The sequence below is a fragment of the Melioribacter sulfuriphilus genome (assembly GCF_051488685.1).
Taxonomy (GTDB): Bacteria; Bacteroidota; Ignavibacteria; order Ignavibacteriales; family Melioribacteraceae; genus Melioribacter.
In genome coordinates this window covers 71,196-94,520 of sequence record NZ_JBPSEH010000001.1, presented here as the reverse complement: position 1 = coordinate 94,520, position 23,325 = coordinate 71,196, and the positions used below count along the sequence as shown (strand labels likewise).

Annotated in this window: 17 protein-coding genes; 12 read left to right on the top strand and 5 right to left on the bottom strand. The window is 37.0% G+C overall.

All coding sequences use genetic code 11. The annotated features are described in order from the left end of the window. Positions 1-151: 151 nt before the first annotated feature. Entirely contained in the window at positions 152-3,250 is a 3,099-nt protein-coding gene (locus ACSSV9_RS00450) for a PD-(D/E)XK nuclease family protein (protein ID WP_437345266.1), read from the bottom strand. Beyond that, positions 3,247-3,744: a CYTH domain-containing protein gene (locus tag ACSSV9_RS00445; protein ID WP_437345265.1), complete on the bottom strand. Its 498-nt coding sequence runs from the start codon at positions 3,742-3,744 to the stop codon at positions 3,247-3,249. The genes ACSSV9_RS00450 and ACSSV9_RS00445 overlap by 4 nt, the downstream gene beginning before the upstream one ends. Before the next feature lie 94 nt (positions 3,745-3,838). Here ACSSV9_RS00445 and ACSSV9_RS00440 point away from each other — a divergent pair, with 94 nt between their 5' ends. Beyond that, complete coding sequence (locus ACSSV9_RS00440) at positions 3,839-4,483, top strand: hypothetical protein (RefSeq protein WP_437345264.1); 645 nt, start codon at positions 3,839-3,841, stop codon at positions 4,481-4,483. A 51-nt stretch (positions 4,484-4,534) separates the two neighbouring features. On the opposite strand, the gene ACSSV9_RS00435 is transcribed toward ACSSV9_RS00440, so the two are convergent. Then, on the bottom strand, positions 4,535-5,698 hold the full coding sequence (locus ACSSV9_RS00435; protein ID WP_437345263.1) for a thioredoxin family protein: 1,164 nt from the start codon (positions 5,696-5,698) through the stop codon (positions 4,535-4,537). A gap of 473 nt (positions 5,699-6,171) precedes the next feature. Between ACSSV9_RS00435 and greA the strand changes: the two genes are divergently transcribed. From greA to ACSSV9_RS00400, 7 genes are read left to right on the top strand one after another with little or no spacing between them, the layout of a single operon-like run. After that, positions 6,172-6,642 carry a transcription elongation factor GreA gene (greA, locus tag ACSSV9_RS00430; RefSeq protein ID WP_437345262.1) on the top strand — a complete coding sequence of 157 codons (471 nt, stop codon included), beginning with the start codon at positions 6,172-6,174 and terminating at the stop codon, positions 6,640-6,642. A gap of 1 nt (position 6,643) precedes the next feature. Next, positions 6,644-7,729, top strand: a complete 1,086-nt coding sequence (gene ribD / locus ACSSV9_RS00425) for a bifunctional diaminohydroxyphosphoribosylaminopyrimidine deaminase/5-amino-6-(5-phosphoribosylamino)uracil reductase RibD (RefSeq protein ID WP_437345261.1) — start codon at positions 6,644-6,646, stop codon at positions 7,727-7,729. Positions 7,730-7,738: 9 nt separating this feature from the next. Next, positions 7,739-9,091 (top strand): tRNA lysidine(34) synthetase TilS, encoded by a 1,353-nt coding sequence (gene tilS / locus ACSSV9_RS00420; RefSeq protein WP_437345260.1) that lies wholly within the window; start codon positions 7,739-7,741, stop codon positions 9,089-9,091. Beyond that, positions 9,079-9,642 (top strand): hypoxanthine phosphoribosyltransferase, encoded by a 564-nt coding sequence (hpt, locus tag ACSSV9_RS00415; RefSeq protein WP_437345259.1) that lies wholly within the window; start codon positions 9,079-9,081, stop codon positions 9,640-9,642. The genes tilS and hpt overlap by 13 nt, the downstream gene beginning before the upstream one ends. Positions 9,643-9,660: 18 nt before the next feature. Then, complete coding sequence (gene ftsH / locus ACSSV9_RS00410) at positions 9,661-11,733, top strand: ATP-dependent zinc metalloprotease FtsH (RefSeq protein ID WP_437345258.1); 2,073 nt, start codon at positions 9,661-9,663, stop codon at positions 11,731-11,733. Further along, complete coding sequence (locus ACSSV9_RS00405) at positions 11,723-12,388, top strand: diacylglycerol/polyprenol kinase family protein (protein WP_437345257.1); 666 nt, start codon at positions 11,723-11,725, stop codon at positions 12,386-12,388. Before ftsH ends, ACSSV9_RS00405 begins: the two co-directional genes overlap by 11 nt. 49 nt (positions 12,389-12,437) lie before the next feature. Then, on the top strand, positions 12,438-13,520 hold the full coding sequence (locus ACSSV9_RS00400; protein WP_437345256.1) for a DUF4837 family protein: 1,083 nt from the start codon (positions 12,438-12,440) through the stop codon (positions 13,518-13,520). 5 nt (positions 13,521-13,525) lie between these two features. Here ACSSV9_RS00400 and ACSSV9_RS00395 read toward each other — a convergent pair whose 3' ends face one another. Next, positions 13,526-16,309 (bottom strand): [protein-PII] uridylyltransferase family protein, encoded by a 2,784-nt coding sequence (locus tag ACSSV9_RS00395; RefSeq protein ID WP_437345255.1) that lies wholly within the window; start codon positions 16,307-16,309, stop codon positions 13,526-13,528. 166 nt (positions 16,310-16,475) lie between these two features. Between ACSSV9_RS00395 and secA the strand changes: the two genes are divergently transcribed. The 4 genes from secA to ACSSV9_RS00375 are packed head-to-tail and all read left to right on the top strand — an operon-like array spanning position 16,476 to position 22,787. Continuing rightward, complete coding sequence (secA, locus tag ACSSV9_RS00390) at positions 16,476-19,538, top strand: preprotein translocase subunit SecA (protein ID WP_437345254.1); 3,063 nt, start codon at positions 16,476-16,478, stop codon at positions 19,536-19,538. A gap of 8 nt (positions 19,539-19,546) precedes the next feature. Next, positions 19,547-19,885 carry a P-II family nitrogen regulator gene (locus tag ACSSV9_RS00385; RefSeq protein ID WP_437345253.1) on the top strand — a complete coding sequence of 113 codons (339 nt, stop codon included), beginning with the start codon at positions 19,547-19,549 and terminating at the stop codon, positions 19,883-19,885. 17 nt (positions 19,886-19,902) lie between these two features. After that, a complete protein-coding gene (locus ACSSV9_RS00380; protein WP_437345252.1) occupies positions 19,903-22,134 on the top strand; it encodes a tetratricopeptide repeat protein in 2,232 nt (743 codons plus the stop codon). After that, the gene (locus ACSSV9_RS00375; protein ID WP_437345251.1) at positions 22,131-22,787 is read left to right on the top strand and encodes an AlbA family DNA-binding domain-containing protein; all 657 of its coding nucleotides are present in this window, start codon (positions 22,131-22,133) and stop codon (positions 22,785-22,787) included. Before ACSSV9_RS00380 ends, ACSSV9_RS00375 begins: the two co-directional genes overlap by 4 nt. On the opposite strand, the gene ACSSV9_RS00370 is transcribed toward ACSSV9_RS00375, so the two are convergent. Further along, positions 22,784-23,323 (bottom strand): RNA methyltransferase, encoded by a 540-nt coding sequence (locus ACSSV9_RS00370; protein ID WP_437345250.1) that lies wholly within the window; start codon positions 23,321-23,323, stop codon positions 22,784-22,786. The genes ACSSV9_RS00375 and ACSSV9_RS00370 overlap by 4 nt on opposite strands. Positions 23,324-23,325: the final 2 nt, after the last annotated feature.

Below are 23,325 nucleotides of genomic sequence, written 5' to 3'. Positions count from 1 at the left end.
GTAAATAAAAAAGAAGTAAAATAGTTTGTGTCCCTTAAATCTGAAAAGCGGACCAAGGTAACTTACATATATAATGAGAAATAATATTCTGACAGTATCCATATTTTTTCATTATTAACAATAATAAAAATAGTGAAATTATATCAGGGCTTCAATAATTTTTAACGCGGCATACTGTCGATAAGTTACAATAGTTGCAGACTATTGTTTGTCTGTTGGGAAGTGTCGATACGTGAAATTTACCGTTCTGTATCCCATCGAAAAATTCTTTCGATTTTTCGATGGCATTATTAATTTTTTCATTATTTGAAGTCCTGTCGTTGAATTTAGGAAGAGGATTCTTCCCAAAGGAATTACTGTTGTATTTTAATGTGTAGATGTACAGCTCGTGGTTATTGAACTCGATAGAATAATAATTTTTTAGCAATTGCGAAGCAATATGAGCATAGAGCGGTAACTGCAATGATAAACCTTTTTGTAAGTCTGATTTTGTAGGCGTTTTATTGCCAGTTTTGTAGTCGATGATGTCGAAGGCATTGTCACAAATATCGATGCGATCGATCTTACCACTTAATTTAACATCAGGTGCAATCTCGACAGCATCCGGGGTGCTCAATTCCTTATCAACATCTGAAAGTTTTTTTCTGCCGAATGAGATTTCAAAATATGCAGGGCGAAATCCATTCTTTGCATATTCGATCTCTTTTTCAAGAAATTTATAAAGCACGGATTGTTTTCTGTCGTTGTTTATTCCAAGTATTTTTTCTCTGTCGAAGAAAGAAAAAGGTGATCTAAAAAGTGTGCCGCCCAGTGTATTTTCTGCAATTGAAAAGAGAAGTTCTTCCGCTTTATTTCTATCATTCGTAATATCTAAACTATTTTTCTTTATGCTTTCGTAGAACTTGAATAGAATATAATGCAACAAATTTCCGTATTCTCTCGCTTCAACGTCTTCTGTCGGTTGTGATTCTGCTTCTACCATTAATATACTTTCAACGAAATATTTAAAAGGGCAGCGTGCATAAGTTTCCAGTTGCGAAACAGAAAAAACATTGCCCTTATTAATACTTCTGTACTTATTCATCGTTGCTGAATTAATAAAACCGTTATATTCGAAAGACTCCTGGTTTTGTTCACGTGTGGCTTCAATTTCTATTGCTGTTTTTATGAGATCGATACTTCTCCTGGAGAAGTTGTACTGGCACTTTTGCCCTCGACCGTAGTTCATCAACCACTCTTCCTCAGAATAGATAAACTCATTTAGTTCCGACATGTCGACTTCTTTAATGTCAAAAAGTGATTCGAGTTCGTTCAGGAAACTTGATTTAATTAATTCTCTGCCATTATCTGTAAGCGGGTAAGATAAATAGAGTTGTTTATCCCACGAGCATAATGCTTTGTAGAAAAGGTAACGCTCTTCTAATTGATGAATCATTGCGCCTTTTTTATATTTTCCACTGAAGAAAATTTCGGGATTATATCTTGTTGGCAAGTCACCTTCGCAAAGTCCACCGATAAAAAGATAGTCGAATTTCAAACCTCGTATTTCATCGAGTGTAGTAATTGTAATGCCGTATCCGGATTTTTCTTTTGTATTATATCGGGTCCACTGCGTTATCGTTCTTAATTGTTCAATAAAAAAGCTTAATTTAAATTTAGTCTCTTTTCCGTATTCTTCTGACAATAAGAAAAATATTTCGTCGAGAGTATCGATAAATTTTTCAAATGCTCTAATATTTTCTTCAAGTATATTTTTATCGGTTTCGTCAGATAAAATCTTGAATGGTAAACCCGATTTATAAATAAATTCTCTCAAACATTTGTCGAATTCCTCGATTGAGAATTCCTGGCTTAAATTCTCGAAGGGCTTTAAAAACTCTACTAACTTATCGAAATCCCGCTTTGCCTGTGCGAAAGAAATTCCAGGTTCATCACCGTAAAGTGTATATTTCTCTGTCTCTACTGCCTCTTCTAATGCAGTCTTCCAATTTTTTTTCCCAGCAATTATTTTTAATTCTACTGCCGCTTTATAAAGGTTTGAAGCAGAAATATCGCTGGTAGTTAAGAGATTGTTATTCAGTGCTCTTAAAATATTTTGATAAAAAAAATCGCTTTCTATGATTTCCAGGAAATTAATAATTCCGTTTACGGCATTGTTGTTTGCAAGTGTAAATCGATCGGTTAAATTTATTGGAAGTCCGTTTTTTCTAAAAACGTCTCTTATGATAACTGAATAATTCTGTATTTTATTAAAGGCAACACATATACGATGCGGTTCTGCGTTATTTTCTTTGAGAAGTTTCTTTATTGCTCGGGATATCATTTCCACTTCAGTTTCGCGGTCGTCACATTTTAATAGTAAGATTTTGTCCTGCTCGGGTACTTTCCTTGATTCTTTTTTGACCGGCGTGAGATTAAATAAATTTTCTTTTAATGTTACTTTATAATTACTTTCAGGATAGATGGACGTATCGAAAATCTTCGTAAAGCCTTCTTGTTCAAAATACGAATAGCATTGATTGAGGTGACCAAAAAGTAACTTATTGTCTTTGTTATAATCGAAATTGATATACAGATGCACATTTTTGATGTCTGAAATCCTGCTTAGTATTTTAATTTCTGGATGTGTGAATTCAATAAATTCATCTGCAAATATGAATTGTACTTCCGGTAAATAGTCTCTGAAATATTTTTCAAATTCATTCTTGTTTAGGTTAAGGAGCTCTTCGTAGATGTCGCCTATTTCAAATGTTTTTGTCGAATAACATTTCTTCTTAAAAATTTCATAAATGTCAGCTATGTCGAGCGCTTTCTGTTTTTCTTTTGAGTCGAGTTCATCTGCGGAATTTCTCAAATTCTCAGGTGTAATACCGTGTCGCTTGTATTCAGAAATCACATTTTTTAGCCTGTCAAGCGTGCCGTGTGGAATTTCTCCGTTATATACCTTGAAGTATCGAAGCTCGATGCTATTGACCGCTTGCTTGATAAAAACAGATGCAGAGGCATCGCTTAATGTCTTAAAATTATATTTCCTGTTTAGGATGCCTGAGGTTAATGTGGTAAGTGTTTCGATGTTAATTTTCCCGGTTGAATTTCCTGGAACGCCTGAAATTATTTCTTTCTTTAAATGCCGGGCTTTACGGTTCGTCGGTACAAGGAATAATGCTTCGTTCAACTTTTTGGAAGTTATAATACTGTCAATAGCATCTGGAATATTTAATATCGGGTTGTGTTCTTTAGTTAGTATCATAAAGAGTCTATTAAATTTTTATATGAACCTCTTATTTCTTCTTCGTTATTCAAATTAAGAAGTTCTACTATAAAATTAAATTCTTGAGATGCATCTTTTTTATTTTCTTTTAATACATTTTCCAGCTCGATAAAAAATCCTAACAGTTTTACTTTATCCAGATGAATACGGGTATTTTTATAAATGTAGAGAAAGCGCTTCTTTTCAACTACTGTTTCGATCTGGAGAATCTCCTTTAAATAGTTGTATGGATCGTCGCCGTTGAGATACAATATTTGATATTTGCTCCATCTTTTCCCGGATTCATTCCGCTTATATTTTATAAGAGAATATTTTCCGTTTTCTATTCTCAATTTTAACAATCCTTGATCGTAAGTGAAATAAATATCTTTCTGATTTAATTGAGAAACTAACGGTATATTGTTATTTTTTAAGCAGGTAAGAAATCTTCGATGTGATTGTACCCTTACTTTTAGTTCCAGATTTTGTGGCATGTTAAACCTATCTGCAGTTTAATTTGTTTTATTCTTGTCTAATATACATATTAAAGGTGAAAAATTGGTTTACAAGTCGAAAAGGAGGTGTATTATGAAGAGGTTTTTGGTTATGATGATTTTGTTGCCCTTGTTCTCAGCATACGGACAACGTATTGGAAAACTTGCACCTGAAAAACGGAATGAAATTTTTCCCGAGAACAGCTGGGGAATTGATATTATGTTTGGAGAAGGAGGATTTGGACTTGGTACTTTTTTCAGAAAAAGTTTGAGTGAAAATATTACCGGCTTTGTTGACTTATCAGTTTCTGAATCGAAAGACGAGCGGGAAATCGAATATATCGACCCTTACTTTGGAATTCCTTATGTAATCGGGAAAAAGAATCGTGTGTTTCTTCTTCCGTTGAACCTCGGAATTCAGTACAGACTATTCAGTAAAACGTTAACAGATAATTTGAGACCTTATGTCAACGCGGGTGTAGGTCCAACATTTGTTTTTACAACACCCTACGAAAAGGAATTTTTTTCAGCCTTCGGCGATGCTAAAATGCACTACGCTGCTGGCGGGTATGTAGGAATTGGCGCCAATTTTGGAATTAGCAAAAAAAATCTTGCCGGGCTTAACGTGCGCTATTATTTTATTCATATGCTCGACGATGGAGTTGAAAGCCTTGAAGGTAAGGTTCGCAAGGATTTTGGACATATTTACATCACACTGAATCTCGGAATTATGTATTAAATTTCTGAAGATTTAAAGTCAGAATTTGAGCTGCCTTTATGGCAGCTTTTTTTATTTCCATTTTATCGTACAGCCAATTGTAAAAGTTTCCGGCACAGATATCTCTTTGCCAGAGAGTAATTCATCAAGTGCATCTCGTAGATAATTTTGTTTAACTGCTGCAGGTTCCTGCCAGTTGTCGTCAATCTTACCGTGAAAGCGGAGTTCACGCTTTTTGTCAAACAAAAAAATTTCAGGTGTGTGCGTGGCTCCGTATGCTCGGGCTGTTTCTTGAGTTTCGTCTCTTAGATATGGAAAATTAAACTTTTTCTTTTCGGCTCTAATTTTCATCTCTTCGAACGAATCTTCGGGATATTTTACATCATCATTTGAATTGATTGCTACAACCTGTACTCTTCCGGCGTAATCTTCCTGAATTTTTATGATTCTATCTTCATATGCCTGTACATAAGGACAGTGATTGCAACTGAAAATCACAATTAAAGCTTCTTTCTCCTTAAAACTGTCGAGCGAATATGTTTTGCCGTCAACACCCTCGAGGCTGAAGTCGGGTGCTTTAGAACCGAGTTTTAATTTTTCCGTAGCCATAATTTTCTCCTTAGTTCTGTATGTAATTAATAAACTTGCTATCCAGAGTATTATCCCTGCAGTAAAAACTTCCCAAAGAAATTCAACAGGAGAATACGATTTAATCCTTTCGTTGATGTTCCACATAAACGAAATAAGTATTAAAGTAGTTCCTGTAGCCAGAGGTAAAATGGCGCTGCGTTTAATTGTCTGACTTTCGTCTGCAAATTTCGATTCAAGTATATAAATCAATATGAAGAATAACGATACGATTACAGGAGCGATAACTGGCGATACCCACGGAACGGGGATAAGAAATAATAGATCGTCGTCTAAAAGTGAAAGCGGCCAATTTATAAGTATTTTGAGCCATACGTAATAAAAAATATCCCAGATGCCAAATACCAGCAAAAAAGTTATGAATCTCTTTCGAAGATTTGTCCCGAAAATATATGCAATCGATACTATCATCAATATTGTGGCTATTTCCCTCCCGATTTCGATTATCAACATCTTTGTTTCAATTTGCTTCAAAGGGAAATTGAAACCGTCGGGATAGTAGATTTTACGTAAATATACAACTACACTTGCTTCAAGATAAGCCATCGCTATTGAGAATAAAATCAGACTTAACAATTTTTTGTTCATCTTTGCCCTACAGTATTAGTAATTACAATTTAAGAAAGCCAACTCAAAACTGAAAGTTTGCTCTAAATTACTGATATAAAGATTACTGTAAAAGGTATCCTTAAAGTCAAATAGATCATCTCTCTACTTCGCTTCTTAAATTTTGCTTCCCCCATTAAGTATATTTTAATGGTATTCATTAAAGTAATGTTAAGCTTACGGTGTTATCGAGTTCTCAATTTAGTATCATATAATCTCATCGTAGTTTAGTTTTACTTTTATTACGTCTTGTTGTGTAATTTTTATCTGGATAAAGTACTTTTCACATGGTTGGTTTATTTTAGCAAATCAAACGACTCAAATTGATTTCCTATTTGATATGCCTTTTATAGTTGAAAACTTCGATGAATATTTTTATTTTTTCGATGCCACTGCGAATGCGGTGGCAATTTTTTTTACGAAAAGACAAAAATAAAGAAAAAGGAGTCATTGAAGTGGCAAACTTTGTATATCTGAGTAAAGAGCGAATGCGGGAAATAGAAAAAGAACTGAATGAATTAAAGACCAACGGCAGAAAAAAGATGGCGGAAAAAATTGCCGAAGCTCGCGCACACGGCGATTTATCGGAAAATGCTGAATACGACGCCGCCAAAGAAGAACAGGGTCTTCTTGAAATGAAAATTAGCAAGCTCGAAGAACTCCTTTCGAGAGCCAGAATTATCGACACATCCAATATGCCGAAAGACCAGGTACATATCCTGTCTACTGTAAAAGTAAAAAATCTGAAAAATCAAAAAACGTATACATATACACTCGTATCTCCCGAAGAGGCAAATCTTGAGGCGGGTAAAATTTCAATTTCTTCGCCTGTCGGACAGGCATTAATTGGCGCTAAAGTGGGTCAGATCGTGGAAGCAAAAGTTCCGGCTGGCATTATAAAATTTGAAATCTTAGAGCTGGAATAAATTGCAAGACGAATCTTTCATTCAAATTACACTCCAGATGGCTGAAAAAGGGAAGGGAGCAGTTAGCCCCCTTTCTTTGAGAGGCGTCGTTATTGTAAATGACGGTAAAATTATTGCTGCCGAATTTCTGAAGGACCGTCATTCGGAGCAACCTGAATTTGTTCTTCTTTCGAAGTGTAATGTTCCAAATGGTTCAATACTTTATTCAAATATCAATCCCATTATTACTTCTGGAGAAGAAGAAAGATATGTTGCCCTTTTCAGAAATTCAGGCGTCAAAAAGATGGTCTTCGGCACCCTCGACAATAATTCTCTTTTCTACAATAAAATTGCAAAGAAATTAAAAGAAAGTGGCATTGCAATTATCTCCGGAATAATGGAAAAAGAATCGATTGATTTAAACCGCTTCTTTCTGAAATACAGCTCCTTTAAAACACCTTATGTTACGTTAAAGATGGCGCTTACACTCGATGGGAAAATAAGCGATATAAACGGGAATTCGAAATGGATTTCTTCTGTCGAATCGAGAAGTATGGTTCATGAACTTCGTACCGAATATGATGCTGTTCTTGTAGGTTATAATACTGTTAAAACAGATAAACCTTCTCTTACCGTAAGACTGGTAGAAGGGCGCAATCCCAAAAGAATTGTGCTCGATACCCGTCTGGAACTAAAACCAAATTCTGATCTCGTACGGAAAAATAAGGACAATAACTTGATAATTGTTACCGACAAAAAAAACAAAGATCTACCGAAATTAACTAAATACTACGAAGCGGGTGTAGAATTTGTCTTTGTCCCTGTAAGTTCTGAAGGAATGCTCGATCTCAAATCGTTGATGAGAAAACTGGGTAAAATGAAAATCACTTCGATACTTGTAGAAGGAGGGGGTAGAGTTTTCTCGTCGTTTATTAAGAATAAGCTCGACGACGAAATTCTTCTGTTCATTGCTCCCAAGCTGCTTTGCGAAGGTATTCCATTATGCAGCGGATTGGGAATCAATAGTCTTTCAAAAGCCTATAAATTCTATATGAATGAAGTCCGAAAAGTTGGAGAAGATGCTTTGATTCGTCTAATGAGAAGATAAGGATTTTGAATGATTAAAAAGATAGAAGAGAAAGTAATTAATTTTATTAAAGAACAAGAGCTTGTCAACGAGGGAGATAATTTGCTGATTGCACTCAGCGGAGGACCGGATTCCGTTTTTGCTCTCTCATTTTTTTTCAAATATTCGCGAAAATATAAATGCCACCTCTATGCTGTCCATTTCGACCATCACTTGAGAGGGAAGGAATCCGATCGGGACCGTGAATTTGTAGTTTCAATCTGCGACAAGTTAAAAATACCATTGACCATTATCGACCTGGACGTAAAAGAATATGCAAAGAAGAATAAACTTTCTGTTGAAGAAGCGGCGCGTAATCTAAGATATGAAGAACTCGCCAGGCTCTCTAAAAAACTGAATGCTAAGGTCATAACAGCTCATAACAAAGACGACAATACGGAAACTGTGGTGCTAAATCTAATTTCAGGAACCGGCTTGAAAGGAATCTCGGGAATTCCCGTTAAAAGAGATAATATCATACGTCCCCTCCTTGCTTTGACCAAGGAAGAAATATTATCATATCTTAATGATAGAAATATCGATTTCAAAATTGATAGCACGAATCTTCAAAACGCATTCAGGAGGAATTTTATAAGGAATAAAATTATTCCTCTTTTTAAAGAAATAAATCCCTCTGCTGACGACGCTGTCTTTCGCACGTCAAAAACAATTGAAAAATACTTTGATTATCTCGAAAAGGAAATAAATAAAATCATCAATTCTTTTTTCATCGTAAAGCAAAATAAATTATCAATAAAATCGACAGCATTTAAAAAAGTTGAAAGCGTACTTTTAAATGATGCGATCAGAAAGGCTGTTAGAGAAAAATGGAAAATAGAACTCGAATATACAGACTTGAAGTCGATCGGAAATCTAAATCAAACAGGTAAAACGATTGAATTAAAAAAACAACTTATTGCAGTTCGACAGAGAGGATATGTAACACTTCTCGAACCTGAAAAAGTTAAGGATTGCAGTGTAAAATTAACACCGGGGACAAGCGTGAAAATATTTGGGCAAACCATCGGGATCACTCCTGTCGACAAAACGGAAGTAAGTTACCAGAAATCAGGGAAAGTTGAATATATTACGGGAGACAATTTATCCGAAAATTTTGTGGTCAGGAAATGGAAAGCGGGGGATAAATTCATCCCGCTGGGAATGAAACACCACAAGAAAATTTCAGATTTCCTTACCGATTCCAGAGTAGCGCCGGTCGAAAGGAATAATCAACTGGTCATGACAAATGGGAACTATATTATTTGGGTCGTCGGTTTAAGGATAGACGAACGATTTAAAATTACAACTAACACAAGGAAGATATACAAACTATGGATGAAATGATAAATCCCTTGAATAACGAAATATGGGTCGGCACGGAAAAATTTGTACCCTATCTTACAGAAGAAGAAATACAAAACAGAATTAAAGAATTGGGACGTCAGATATCGGCCGACTATAAAACAAAACTACCAATTTTCATTGGTGTGTTAAATGGCTCGTTTATGTTTATGTCCGACTTAATGAAACAAATTACAATCAAATGTGAGGTCGACTTTTTTAAACTTTCGAGTTACGGAGATTCTAAGATAAGTTCAGGCAATGTAAAACTTATAAAAGATCTTAATGCCGATATTTCGGACAGGCATCTCATTATAGTTGAAGATATTGTCGATAGTGGATTATCCATTAAATATATCGAAAACTTAATAGCCGGGCACAATCCGGCAAGTATGAAGGTTGTTTCTCTGCTGGTAAAACCGAGCAGTTTAAAATATGACGTTAAAATTGATTATATTGGATTTGAAATTGAAGACAAATTTGTAATCGGCTACGGTCTCGATTACGCCCAAAAATATAGGAATTTAAAATCCATCTATGCATTGAGTGAATAAATTGAGGTTAAAAAAGGAATGCCAAACGAATATAAAAAGAAAAATTCAAAACCGAGAAAATCGTTAAACAATAACGAACAAAAACCTGACGGCGATTTTGATTGGTCGAAAATTATTAGAACAGTTTTTAGCTGGGGCGCTATAATCGTTATTGCTGTGATTATTATGCAATTTATGCGCAGCGGAGTAGATAACGCTGTTGAAGTTCCGTATGATGTTTATGAAAACTTTTTAAATCAGGATAAAATATCGGAAGCTAAAGTCTATAAAACAGACATTAACGATTACCGTTTCGAAGGCAAGCTAAAAACTCAGGAAAATATTTTTCTCAACGGTGTAAATGTCGAAGTCAAGGTCTTCGTGGTTACTCTTATTGAGCCCGTCCTATCAGAACAGGTAAAACTGTGGAAAGAGAAAAACATCAAGTTTACATTTGTAAAAGATTCCAACGAGTGGACAACCATTTTATTGGGATTCTTGCCCTGGATAATTTTATTTGGCGTATGGATCCTTCTATTTAGAAGGATGCAAAGTGGTGCTGGTGGAACAAAAGGCTTGTTCAACTTCGGTAAAAGTCGTGCAAAGTTAATTACTGAATCGGCAATTAAAGTTACTTTCAAAGACGTTGCAGGTGCAGACGAAGCCAAGCTTGAACTCGAAGAAATTATCGAATTTCTAAAAGAACCGGGCAAATTCCAGAAGTTAGGCGGAAAAATTCCGCGTGGCGTTCTTCTGCTGGGACCTCCAGGAACGGGTAAAACTTTACTGGCGCGTGCTGTTGCTGGCGAGGCAGGTGTTCCATTCTTTTCAATTTCAGGAGCCGATTTCGTTGAAATGTTTGTTGGTGTCGGTGCCAGTCGTGTACGCGACCTGTTCGAACAGGGCAAGAAAAATGCACCCTGCATAATTTTCATTGACGAAATTGACGCGGTAGGTCGACATCGAGGCGCCGGATTGGGTGGCGGTCACGACGAACGTGAACAAACTTTGAATCAGCTGCTGGTTGAAATGGACGGTTTTGAACAAAATAGCGGAGTAATTATTATTGCAGCTACAAACCGACCCGACGTTCTCGACCCGGCATTGCTCAGACCTGGCAGATTCGATCGTCAGATTGTTGTCGATCGTCCCGATGTTAAAGGCAGGGAAGGAATTCTAAAAGTGCACACTCGCAGAATTCCTCTTGATTCAGACGTCGATTTGAGTGTACTTGCCAAAGCAACGCCAGGACTCGCAGGCGCTGAACTGGCAAATCTGGTCAACGAAGCAGCATTATTGGCTGCCCGTAAAAATAAAAAGAAAGTTTCGATGGAAGACTTTGAAGAGGCTAAAGACAAAGTAATGATGGGAATGGAGCGTAAAAGCCTTATTATTTCAGAAGAAGAAAAGAAAATTACGGCTTACCATGAAATTGGACATGTGCTTGTTGCAAAAATGCTTCCGGAAGCCGATCCCGTTCATAAAGTAACTATTATACCTCGCGGCAGGGCTCTCGGAGTTACTACATATTTACCCGTTGACGAAAAACATACGTATTCGAAAGAATACCTCGAAGCGATGATTACTTACGCCTTAGGTGGACGAGCAGCTGAAAAGATTGTCTTTAAAAGATATACTACAGGTGCAGGCAATGATATCGAAAAAGCTACAAATATTGCCCGTAAAATGGTATGCGAATGGGGTATGAGCGAAAAATTAGGTCCGCTTTCTTACGGTTCAAAAGAGGAGGAAATATTCCTCGGCAGAGAAATCACTCGTCACAAAGATTACAGCGAAAGAACTGCACAGGAGATTGACGACGAAATTAAGAACATTGTTATGACCTGTATGAATAGAGCCGAAAAAATTCTTTCTGATAATATCGACCTGCTTCATAAACTATCTAAAGAATTGCTGGAAAGAGAAATTCTTGACGGCGAAGAAATTGAAAAAATTATTAAAGGCGAGGAACTTCCGCCGGTAAAAAGAAATAATACCGAAACACAAAAAGAAGAGAACGAAGTACCCGAACATGTCAAGCAATTACTCGAAGAAAGAAAAAAGAAGAGAGAAACCGGAGACGATAACAATAAGTCAGATAATGCCGACTGACTACGCTACAATCGATTATAAAAACGAAGTGCTCAGGAAGGCAATTCATCTGTGCTCCATGTCAATTCCAGTTATCTATTACCATATAACTAAGGAATTGGCACTCACTATACTTGCGCCTCTTCTTATCTTATCTGTAATTATCGACCTAAGCAGGTATTACATTAAACCAGTCAGCGACTTTTTTTATAAATTATTCGGCTTCCTATTGAGAAATCATGAAAAGGATCATTCCACAAAAAGGTTGAACGGCGCAACTTATGTTTTGGTATCCGCCGTAATAGTGATTTCAGTCTTTCCAAAAGTTATTGCAGTTACTGCTTTTGCCGTTCTGATAATTGGCGACATTGCAGCTGCTTTAGTAGGCCGGAAATATGGACACACACCATTACTGAAAAAAAGTCTTGAAGGCACCTTTGCCTTTTTTTTCTTTTCTGGATTGGTAGTTCTCTTTACACCAAAAGTTACAGGCGATGTGGCTGAGTATTTTATCGGATTTGTAGCTGTGGCTGCAGGAGCTATAGTAGAAAATTTATCGGCAGGTTTTTTAGATGACAATTTAACAATACCGATATCTGTGGGAATCGTTATGTGGATTTTGTATGCGATTTTTTTCCCAAACGTTTCCCTTCTGCTTCATAACGTCCCTTACTGAAACAATTATTGAAAGCACCATGTATAAGGTCAAAAATTAAATTTGAGTCATGAGAACAAAAAATCTTTTACTAATTCCGATACTGATTGCATTGATTGTTGCCTGCGATGCCAAGAAAAGTGCTACAGGTAATGAGGACGAAATCATAGTCTTTGCAGATTCCACCGAATATGAACAAATTGAAGCCTCGCTTTTGACCGTCTTTAGCAAGATCATTTACACACCACAGCCTGAAAATTTGTTCATCCTGATCAGAAAAGAGATCTCCGACCTCGATAAATACAAAAACAAGAAAAACATTATAATCATTGCACCGCTGGGGAGTGGATCGAATACTTCGAATTATATTGATGGATTATTAAATAGGCAGGTAAAGGAGATGGTGCGTCAGGATTCTGTTTTTGTGATAAATAAATTTGACGTGTGGGCAAAAGGACAACTGGTAATGATTCTCACAGCTAACGACTTGAACACACTCAGCAAAAAAATTCTGGACGAACATGAAAATCTGCTCTACTCTTTTCAGAAAATATCCAACGAGCGACTTTTTAAGAGTTTGTACAACTCCCGATACGAAAAAAAAGATATCGAAGCTAAACTTCTTAAAAATTACGGCTGGTTGATTTATGTACAGGCCGACTATCATCTGGCAATCGATAATCCCAAGCATAATTTTGTATGGCTAAGACGAGCTCCCGGTACGGATATGGAAAGATGGATTTTTGTTCACTGGATTGATAATGCATCGCCTCTGCTTCTTAATAGGGATTCAGTTTATGCTATTCGTAATAGAGTTACAGAAAAATTCTATAGAACTTCAGACGATTCTAATTACGTCGTAATCGAAGATAACTACAGAACTACAAAAGAAGTCAATTTTCTGGGACGTTATGCTTTGATGACTCAAGGATTATGGAAGATGAATGACGGCTCGATGGGTGGTCCTTTTATTAATTATACTTTTTACGATGAACCTACTAAACGGCTTTATATGCTCGACGCTTCAATTTATGCGCCGAAATATTATAAGAAAAAATTAATTCAACAGGTAGATGTGTTATTACAATCGTTCATGACCGAAAGGGAAGTCGACCCGGAGAAAAAAGAAGATTTGATGGATGAACTCGAATAGTCCATTCAAGCAGTATATTTTTCGAACAACTGGATATTTTCTTTGATAATCGACTTGAATTCGTTCATGAATTCATCAGGACTCTGGCCGAAAAATGCAGCAAGTTGATTTTTCTTTTCTGTGCCAAGCGGCACAATTGTACTTTTCGTATTGAAAAGTATCTGAATTGCCAACTCAATTTCTTTTAATCTCCTGTAATTTTTGGAGAGCGCTTCGAAATCATTTCTGTCGACTTTTTCTGTTAAAATATCGAGAGTATGAACCGTCGGTTGTCCGAATGTAGAATCAAAAATTTCTGCATTTGTAAGTGCAATAAATTGAGTGAGAAAGTCAAGCGTCAGGAGACCACCTCGTTGTTTTTTAATATTAAATGTATCACCCGTTCTGAGTATCTCCTCTTTCTGAATGCGTTTATACATTTCCAGAATCTCTTTTTTTAATCTCTCCTTGTCGGATTCTTTTACTCGGGAGATTATTTCTCCTCTGAAATCTTCGAATAAATTCAATTCACCCGTAATTATACGCGATTTCCACAATGCCTGAAGTTCCCACGTGCGCGCTCTTGTTCGCAGGTATTGTTTATAATTCTTAATGTCCCAGACGAGAGGCGAGCTTTTCCCTTCGGGTCGCAAACGAAAATCGATTTCGAATGAAGGTAGCCTGTTCTTAATAATTCCCAGTACGTTTTGAAAAATGGTGTGGATTTCGGGATGTTTTGTAATATCATCAGTAACGACGATTAAATCGACATCAGAAACGTAGTGCATTTTTATCGTTCCGTAACTGCCCAGTCCTGCAACGAAAAAGGGAAATTCTTCTCTATATTTTTCACACGATTCACGTATTGCTATGTCAATATATTTACACAAAATTTTCGAAACGGTATCTACGTCAATAAAACCCAGTGTATACTGGATAGAAGTTGATAGAATGATTTTATTGAGACTGAAATTACTAATGTCGTCGAATAAATTTTTAAGAAAAACTTCTCCTGAAATAAAAGACTCTTCAGAGAGCTTATCTATTGTAATAATGTCGATTGCTTTCGATGCGAATTCGCAAATGCGCAGGAAGTCGTTGAAAAAATCGGTGTTAGAAAATTGAGCATACCAGATTGACGGAAATTTTGTTGCTCTGATAATTTTAGTAAAATTCTCGAGTACTACATCCGGAGCCGTTGAGTTTTCAAGATAGTTCGCCAGGTCTTTTTCAAGATTAGAAAATAGTTCAATCGTTCTGGAGTCGAATTGTTTTTGTTCAAGATATCCAATCCCGCTACGCAAGTATTTTAGATTTTTATCCGCACGATTAATATCTGTAAATTTAATATTGACGAAAAGATCTGTAGAAGCCTCTTCGTCTTCGCCCATAATATCGTTGTAAATTTTTCTTACTTCTTTTCTTAATTCATCAAGTTTCTTATTGAATTCCGCAGGATTTTTAAATCCAAGATAGTTCAGCAATTTAAAGAGTAACTCGCCTTCCGCAGGAATTAAATGCGTTTGTGTATCGTTCATAAGTTGGAGGAAATGCTCGATTTTTCTGTAGGTAATGTAAGCGTCCTTCAGTATTTCAGCTTCATGGTCGTTTAGCAGGCGATAAGAATTAAGAATTTTTATTGCCATCAAAGTATTGCCAGTTCTCAGTTCCTTTATTTTTCCGCCGTTAATTAATTGAAGCGCCTGAACGGTAAATTCGATGTCTCTTATTCCACCAGCAAACAATTTAATGTTTTTTTCTGATTTGCTATGAAGCTCAATATTCGTCTTCATCTTTTTAATTTGCGCTTTAAGGGATTTTGTAAACGATGCGGGAAAGATATATGGTTGAATTAGATCGTAAAATTTTTTGTAAAGTTCTCTGTCGCCCGAAACAAAGTCGAGTTTAATTAACATTTGCCTTTCCCAATCCTCACCCCGTGCCTCGTAATAACGTATGTAATCTGTATAGGATTTACATAAAGGCGAAAATTTACCATCTGGTCGCAGTCTGAAATCGACGCGATAGATGTAACCCCTTTCAGTAATTTCTGTCGAATATTTGATGTAAAGCAGGGCGGCTTCGGATAAAATTTCGTGGTATTCTTTATTGCCGTATGAACCATTCTCATCATAAAAAAGCAGCATGTCTACATCTGAGCTGTAGTTTAATTCGTTGCCTCCTAATTTACCAAGAGCGCACAGACAATATCTGTTATCAATATTTTCCACCTCGTATTTTTTTAATATTTCAGAATAACAAAAATCGAATAAACCGGAATTGATTACTTTAGCCAGTGTGGCTAATTGAGAAGTTATTTCCTCGAGGTTACCCATGCCCAGCAAATCGGTTAATCCAATTTTCAGTATGTATCTTTTTTTGAATTGTCGTATATAATTTAATTTTGCGTTTACTGTTGAATATCTTTCGATCCCTGCTAACAATTCTTCTTTTAGTTTTTCTTCTTCGAGAATACTCTTAAGATATTCCTGATCGAAAGTTTGATAAAGATATTCCGGGTTACGCACAACTATATCTGTTAAATAATTGCTGCTGGCAGTAATTGCTATTAGAATTTCGGCGTGGTGGGGATAAACTAACAATTCATTTAAAAAGCTTCGCTTGTCATATATTGCAGTCAATACTCTGAGTAAGTTTACTTCAGAGGAGGGAGAAAAATAATATTTCGACGCTTCTTCCTTCAGGAGACTTAAGACAGATTCGAACTCCTCCGAATTAATCAAACCTTCCGAGAGCTCGATTAATCTTTTTGTGAATTTCTCTGAAAACCGAAATTTCTTCTTATTCATATTAGGCTAAAGGTTTGAAAACAAAAATAAGAATATTCTGTTCCAATTTTTATATCGAGTGGAACTATCTGATTGGTTGACTTTATAAGTGTGGAGTTATCAGGTGATTAATTGCATTTCAGAACCTCATTATTTAACTTTCAACTTCGAAAAACTGGAGTGATTGATGATTAGTACGCTATTGAAAAAAATCTTTGGGGATAAGAATACAAAAGCATTGAAAGAATTATGGCCAATAGTCGACAAAATCAATGAGGAATACGAAAAACTAAAAGATTTGACGGACGACGAACTTAGAGCAAAAACCGCTGAATTTAAAGAAAAAATTCAATCGGAAACTGCTGAAATCCGAAATCAAATTGAAACGCTCAAAGAAAGACTTGCCCATATTGAAGATGCAAGCGAAAAACACAAAGTATATGATCAAATTGAAGAGCTGGAAAAAGAGCTCGACGATAAATACGAGGAAATTCTAAATGAAATATTGCCACAGGCATTTGCAGTTGTAAAAGATACATGCAGGCGTCTGGTAGGAAAATCGTGGGAAGTAGCTGGTTCCAAAATTACATGGGATATGATTCCATACGATGTCCAGTTGATTGGTGGCATTGTTCTGCATCAGGGTAAAATTGCAGAAATGGCTACAGGTGAAGGAAAAACTTTAGTTGCTACATTGCCTCTGTATCTCAATGCGCTTACTGGTAGGGGTGTTCATCTTGTTACGGTAAACGACTATCTCGCTAAACGCGACAGTCAATGGATGGGAGAAATATTCAAATTCCACGGTCTTACGGTCGGATGTATTTTAAATCATATGACACCCGAAGAGAGAATCAAAGAATACAATTGCGATATAACCTATGGCACGAATAACGAATTTGGATTTGACTATCTGCGCGATAATATGGCAATCGACAAAAGTCATTGTGTCCAGAGAGGTCACAACTATGCAATTGTCGACGAGGTCGACTCTGTACTCATTGACGAAGCCAGAACACCTCTAATAATTTCAGGACCAGTTGAAAAGGCTGAACATAAATTCGACGAAATGAAACCACGCGTCGAGCGCCTGTTTAGAAAGCAGGCTAATCTTGTTGCATCGATTGTAAAAGAAGCCGAAACTTTACTTGCTTCAGGAGATGCCAAAGATCGAGAAAAAGCAGGTGTTCTATTATTAAGAGCTTACAGAGGCTTCCCGAAAAATAAGGCATTGATGAAGTTGCTCTCAGAACCAGAAAATAAAAAGTTACTTCAGCAGACCGAATTGGAATTCCTGAGAGAGAATGCCAAAAGAATGCCTGAAATTGACGAAGAACTCTATTTTGCTATCGATGAAAAACTTAATCAAATTGACCTTACCGAAAAAGGTCGCGAAGAATTGGCTGCAGGCAGCAATGAAGGGAAAGAATTTTTTATTATTCCCGACCTGGGCACCGAAATAAGCAAAATCGAAAACGATCCGAACCTTTCTGCCGAAGATAAACTGAAAAAGAAGGACGAACTTTACGCATTATTTACTGAACGTTCCGATAGAATACATACCATTAATCAACTGTTGAAAGCCTATACTCTTTTCGAAAAAGATGTTGAATATGTCGTTACAGAAGATGGCAAGATTGCAATCGTCGACGAATTTACCGGTCGTATCCTTCCAGGAAGAAGGTATTCCGACGGTCTTCATCAGGCTATCGAAGCTAAAGAAAATGTTAAGGTCGAAAGAGACACTCAAACACTTGCTACCATAACTCTGCAGAACTATTTCAGATTGTACAAAAAGCTCGCTGGTATGACAGGTACTGCTGAAACCGAAGAAAATGAATTCTATGAAATCTATAAACTGGAAGTTGTTGTTATTCCCACAAACAAGCCCGTGATCAGAGTAGACGAGGATGATGCGATTTACAGAACGAAAAGAGAAAAATACAATGCGGTTATCGAAAAAATAAAAGAGTTGCGCGAACAGCGGCGTCCTGTACTTGTCGGTACTACAAGCGTTGAAGTATCCGAAACTCTGAGCCGTATGTTAAAACGGCAGGGAATTCCTCATAATGTACTTAATGCAAAACAGCACCAGCGAGAAGCGGAAATCGTAGCATTTGCTGGCCAGCCAGGCGCCGTTACAATTGCAACCAATATGGCAGGACGCGGCACGGACATTAAACTCGGAGCAGGCGTCAGGGAATTGGGAGGACTTTATATACTCGGCACTGAACGTCATGAATCGCGTCGTATCGACAGACAGCTGCGGGGTAGAGCCGGAAGGCAGGGCGACCCCGGAACGTCAAAATTTTTCATATCACTCGAAGACGATCTGATGAGACTCTTTGGAGGCGACAGAATAACATCGATTATGGGAAGACTTGGAATGGAAGACGGCGAGGCGATTCAACATCCAATGATAAGTCGCTCGGTTGAAAGAGCTCAGAAAAAAGTTGAAGAAAACAACTTCGCAATCCGTAAACGTTTGCTCGAATTCGACAACGTTATGAATCAACAGCGCGAAGTAATTTACGCAAGACGTAAGCAGGCTCTCGAAGGCGAACGCCTCAAAGGTGAAATTATCGAATACCTCGAAGAGTATGTCAATGCTTTAGTTGAAGAAAATTTTGATGAGGGTAATTTTGATGTTATTCATGACGAATTATTCCAGAGAATTCTTGTTGATATTAAATTCGAACCAGATGCAATCGAAAAGCTTGGGAAAGATGGTTTAAAAGAAAAAATTCTTGAAGCTGCAAAAGACTTCTACAGACGTAAAGAAGAAATGCTTGGTGAAGAGTTGATGTCGCGCCTCGAAAGATACGCCGTTCTAAGCGTTATCGACGAAAAATGGAAAGAACATCTACGCGACATGGACGACCTTAAAGAAGGTATCGGTTTGAGAGCTTACGGTCAAAAAGATCCACTCCTTGAATATAAAGCCGAGGCATTCAAATTATTTGTTCAGCTGCTCGATACTATCAGAAACGAAATTATTTCTTTTGTCTTTAAATTCTGGCCTCAGAGAGCAGTTGAAGTTCAAGAAAGCAGAAGACACCAGCCTTCCAGAATGAGTACAATAAAAGATTCCGCTGATAATCTTGGTCTGAGGGCGAAGCCTATGGAAGAGGCAACCACCATGGTAAAGAAAAAGCCCGTACGCGTTGAAGAAAAAATCGGCAGAAACGATCCCTGTCCCTGTGGCAGCGGAAAAAAATACAAAAATTGCCACGGTAAATTTTCTAATTAGAGGACTTTATGAAAAAAATAGAAGCCATAATTCGTCCTTTTAAACTCGACGAAGTCAAAGAGGCTCTACTCGAAGTCGGCGTTAGAGGTATGACCATTACCGAAGTGCGCGGCTACGGACGCCAGAAAGGTCATAAAGAAACTTACAGAGGTAGTGAATATCAAATAGAATTCGTTCCTAAAATTAAACTCGAAGTCGTAGTCGACGAATCAATTTTCGAGAAAGCCATCGATGCAATCCTGAATACAGCAAAAACTGGACAGGTGGGCGACGGCAAGATTTTTATTTCTGATATCTCGGATGCAATCCGTATACGTACGGACGAATCGGGCACCGAAGCGCTTTGAAATTGAACGGTAATTTTATGTTCAAGAGAACTTTTATTTTTATTTCGATTGGATTCGTTTTCTATTCCTGCAGCCTCTGGAAAAATTTTACTACTTATTTCAACACCTACTATAATGCAAAAACAATTTTCGAACGCGCTGAAGAAGATATCCTTAAAGAACAAACAGATCCATTTATTTTTAGAATGGAAAAAGTCCGACCTCAACTCGATAAAGAGTTGACGAGGGTTATCGAAAAGTGCTCTAAAATATTACAGTTCGATACAGAATCTTCGTATTTCGACGATGCGCTTTTCCTTACCGGCAAAGCATTTTATTATCAGCAGGAATATGCGAGAGCTCAACGTAAATTCATTGAATTGTCTGCCATCCCGGAATCGGAATATGCCCTCGAAAATAAATTGTGGCTGGCTAAAACACATCTGCAACTTCGAAATTTCGAAGAGGGTCTCAACCTCATCGAAGAAGTAAAAAAGACAGCTCTTGTCGACGAAGATTATGAGTTATTTGAAAAAGCTTCGATAACTAAAATTGCATTTCTTCTATTCAGGGAAGAATACGAAAATGCAGTAGACGAGTGTAATTCATTTCTTACTAATGCCGAAGACGACGAAACGGTGGCTTTGATTTATTATCAGCTTGGTAAGATCCATCTTATCCTTGACAACAAAGAAAAAGCGCTCGAATCTTTTGCAAAAGTTCTCGAATATTCTCCCTCCTTCGACGTCGAATTTGAAAGTAGAATTGAATACGCCCGACTTTTAAGAGACCTGGGCAAAGTCGAAGAGAGCGAGGAAATGATTAATGATTTGTTGGGCGAAGGTAAATTCAAGGAACAGGAAGATAGGATTATTCTGGAACTGGGTAATATTTATTATGAAAAAGAAGAAATTGATAAAGCTCTTGAGATTTACAAGAATATCGATACCACATACAAAAAGAAAAATTCTGCTGTCTCTGCCGATATTATGATCGGAAAAATTTATGAACTATACAAAGGAGATTTTGATAGTGCCTACAAATATTATAATAAGGTGGTTACTTCTCCTTTAATTGACAGGGAATTGAAAGCCGAGGTAGTATCGCACAATAAAGTAATGGATAAATATTTCAAACTGAACGACCAAATTAACGACTTAAATCTGCAATATATTTACATGGTGAATCCTGACCGGTTCATACGCGATTCGGTCGATTACGATATTGCATACAAACAATACCTCGAACAGAACCGCCAAAAAATGGAACGGAATACTGCTCGAACAAATAACCCTTTGAGAAGGAGCAAAGAAGGCGAGTCCCAAGAGGATACCGTTGCCGTTAAAGATACAACCGTAAGCGACACTACTGATATGTCGGAAAAAAATCAGTCGCTAATCGACTTAATTGCAAAAGGAAAAGTCAAAAAGCCCGCGCGACCTTCAATTAGTGTCGATTCGATTAAATCTTTAATAGCAGAGAATCTGTTTGAAAAAGGAAATTTGTTTTATTCAGAACTGAACAATGTTGACTCTGCATTGTTTTATTTCAACAAAGTTCTGGAAGAGTATCCAGAAAGTCAGTTCAAGGTTAATACACTTTACGCGCTTGGTACATATTACGAAGCCGAAGGGAACAAAGAAAAAGCCGATAGTCTTTTTAAAATAATTTATGATAATTATCCCCGACATAAATTATATACAGCGGCTGGTAAGCAACTCGGTTTAATAGAAGATGCAACTGAAATAAAAGAAGTTGATGATCCTGTCGAAAAGTTATATGTTGAAGCTGAAGAAAAATATTACCAGAAAAATTATAACGAGGCAATTGCGGCATTTAAAAATATTTATCTTCAGCATCCCCGTTCACCCTATGCACCAAAGTCAATTTATTACATCGGATTTATCTACGAAGAACAGGCGAAGAACGATTCAGCTGCATTTTACTATAAAATATTGACTTCCAAAGATTACCTTTCGACGCCTTATGGAAAAGCTGTGGCTGCAAAGTATAATACATACAAAGATGAAATGGAACGACTTGAGAAAGAAAAAGCCGAAAAGATAAACGCATCTAAGGATACCGTAAAAACGAGGGAAGTACATGATGCTGAAAAGACGGTTGACTCAGTTAATGTGAAAAAAGAAATGATGAAAAGGGAATTAATTCAAGAGGAAAAATCCGAAGGCGTTAAACAGGATACTACAAAACATCCAGTAATTCAACACGAAGAAAAAGCCGATTCTGTGAAGAAAAAGCTTTTGAAATGAACCGCAAAAAAATATTGGAATTAATAGAAGGAGGTGAAAGTTTATATGTTGAATTCAAACAGCGCTTCTCCTCCTACGAAAAGATTGCCAAAGAAATGATGGCTTTTGCAAATACGCGCGGTGGCTATCTTTTATTTGGAGTGGACGACGATAAAAAAATTTATGGCATCGAAAGTGAAAAATCCGATCTCGAGTTAATTGAAAAAACCGCACGTGAATTTATTGAACCACCTATCGAATATTCTACCTCAGTTATTCCAATTAATGACAAAGAAATTATGGTCGTGGAAATTAAAGAATCTAAACTTAAACCCCATAGACTACAGGATTATAAACCCAACCTTGATTTAAATAACGCAATTGTGTACGTCAGGATTAACGATAAAAGCGTACAGGCGAGTAAAGAAATGATCAAGTTGTTACAGACACAGTCAGCAGGCGTGTCGTTAAAAAATTATTCTCTTGGGAAAAACGAAAAAATTGTTTTTGATTACCTTGACAGGCATGAAACGATAACCGTTAAAACTCTTTGTAAAATTGCGAATATCTCTGAACGTAGAGCGTCGCGTACTTTAATTAAACTTGTCCGTGCAAATATTTTGCTGATTCATATTAACGACAGAGGGGAAAGCTATTTTACATATGCGGGCTAATTATTTGTATCGTAAATCCTCCTTAAATCGAAAATCGATATGCCATAAGCAACCGCTACATTCAACGACTGCTTTATTCCGTACTGAGGAATTTCAATTGAAATATCGCATAATTCGAGTATATCGTCGGTTACTCCGCTGATTTCATTCCCAACTACTAGGCAGAGCGGAAAATCATTTTTTGTTAGATTATAATACGGTTTGCTGCTATCGGTCAATTCCAGTGCACAAATTTTAATGCCTTTAGATTTAAGCTCATTAATAATGCTTTTGGTATCTTTAATATATTCCCAGGCTACGCTCTCTTCAGCACCAAGCGATGTTTTGAGGACTTCTTTTTTCGGAGGTGCAGGAGTGAACCCACACAAATACAATTTTTCTATCATGGCTCCGTCCGAAGTACGCAATATCGAGCCTACGTTGTAGCTACTTCTGATATTGTGAAGGACAGCGTAGACGGGCAATTTTTTTACTCTATGAAGCGTATCGAGTGTGCTTCTGTTTTTTGAAATTTCTTCGTGCGATAATTTTCTCATTG

What these genes read in the sequence shown, in the direction of transcription:
- ACSSV9_RS00380 (WP_437345252.1), top strand. Translation starts at nt 19,903, where the DNA reads ATGTTCAAGAGAACTTTTATTTTTATTTCGATTGGATTCGTTTTCTAT.
- ACSSV9_RS00445 (WP_437345265.1), bottom strand. Translation starts at nt 3,744, where the DNA reads ATGCCACAAAATCTGGAACTAAAAGTAAGGGTACAATCACATCGAAGA.
- ACSSV9_RS00405 (WP_437345257.1), top strand. Translation starts at nt 11,723, where the DNA reads ATGCCGACTGACTACGCTACAATCGATTATAAAAACGAAGTGCTCAGG.
- tilS (WP_437345260.1), top strand. Translation starts at nt 7,739, where the DNA reads ATGATTAAAAAGATAGAAGAGAAAGTAATTAATTTTATTAAAGAACAA.
- ACSSV9_RS00450 (WP_437345266.1), bottom strand. Translation starts at nt 3,250, where the DNA reads ATGATACTAACTAAAGAACACAACCCGATATTAAATATTCCAGATGCT.
- ACSSV9_RS00375 (WP_437345251.1), top strand. Translation starts at nt 22,131, where the DNA reads ATGAACCGCAAAAAAATATTGGAATTAATAGAAGGAGGTGAAAGTTTA.
- ACSSV9_RS00435 (WP_437345263.1), bottom strand. Translation starts at nt 5,698, where the DNA reads ATGAACAAAAAATTGTTAAGTCTGATTTTATTCTCAATAGCGATGGCT.
- ACSSV9_RS00370 (WP_437345250.1), bottom strand. Translation starts at nt 23,323, where the DNA reads ATGAGAAAATTATCGCACGAAGAAATTTCAAAAAACAGAAGCACACTC.
- ftsH (WP_437345258.1), top strand. Translation starts at nt 9,661, where the DNA reads ATGCCAAACGAATATAAAAAGAAAAATTCAAAACCGAGAAAATCGTTA.
- ACSSV9_RS00395 (WP_437345255.1), bottom strand. Translation starts at nt 16,309, where the DNA reads ATGAATAAGAAGAAATTTCGGTTTTCAGAGAAATTCACAAAAAGATTA.
- ACSSV9_RS00385 (WP_437345253.1), top strand. Translation starts at nt 19,547, where the DNA reads ATGAAAAAAATAGAAGCCATAATTCGTCCTTTTAAACTCGACGAAGTC.
- secA (WP_437345254.1), top strand. Translation starts at nt 16,476, where the DNA reads ATGATTAGTACGCTATTGAAAAAAATCTTTGGGGATAAGAATACAAAA.
- ACSSV9_RS00400 (WP_437345256.1), top strand. Translation starts at nt 12,438, where the DNA reads ATGAGAACAAAAAATCTTTTACTAATTCCGATACTGATTGCATTGATT.
- ACSSV9_RS00440 (WP_437345264.1), top strand. Translation starts at nt 3,839, where the DNA reads ATGAAGAGGTTTTTGGTTATGATGATTTTGTTGCCCTTGTTCTCAGCA.
- hpt (WP_437345259.1), top strand. Translation starts at nt 9,079, where the DNA reads ATGGATGAAATGATAAATCCCTTGAATAACGAAATATGGGTCGGCACG.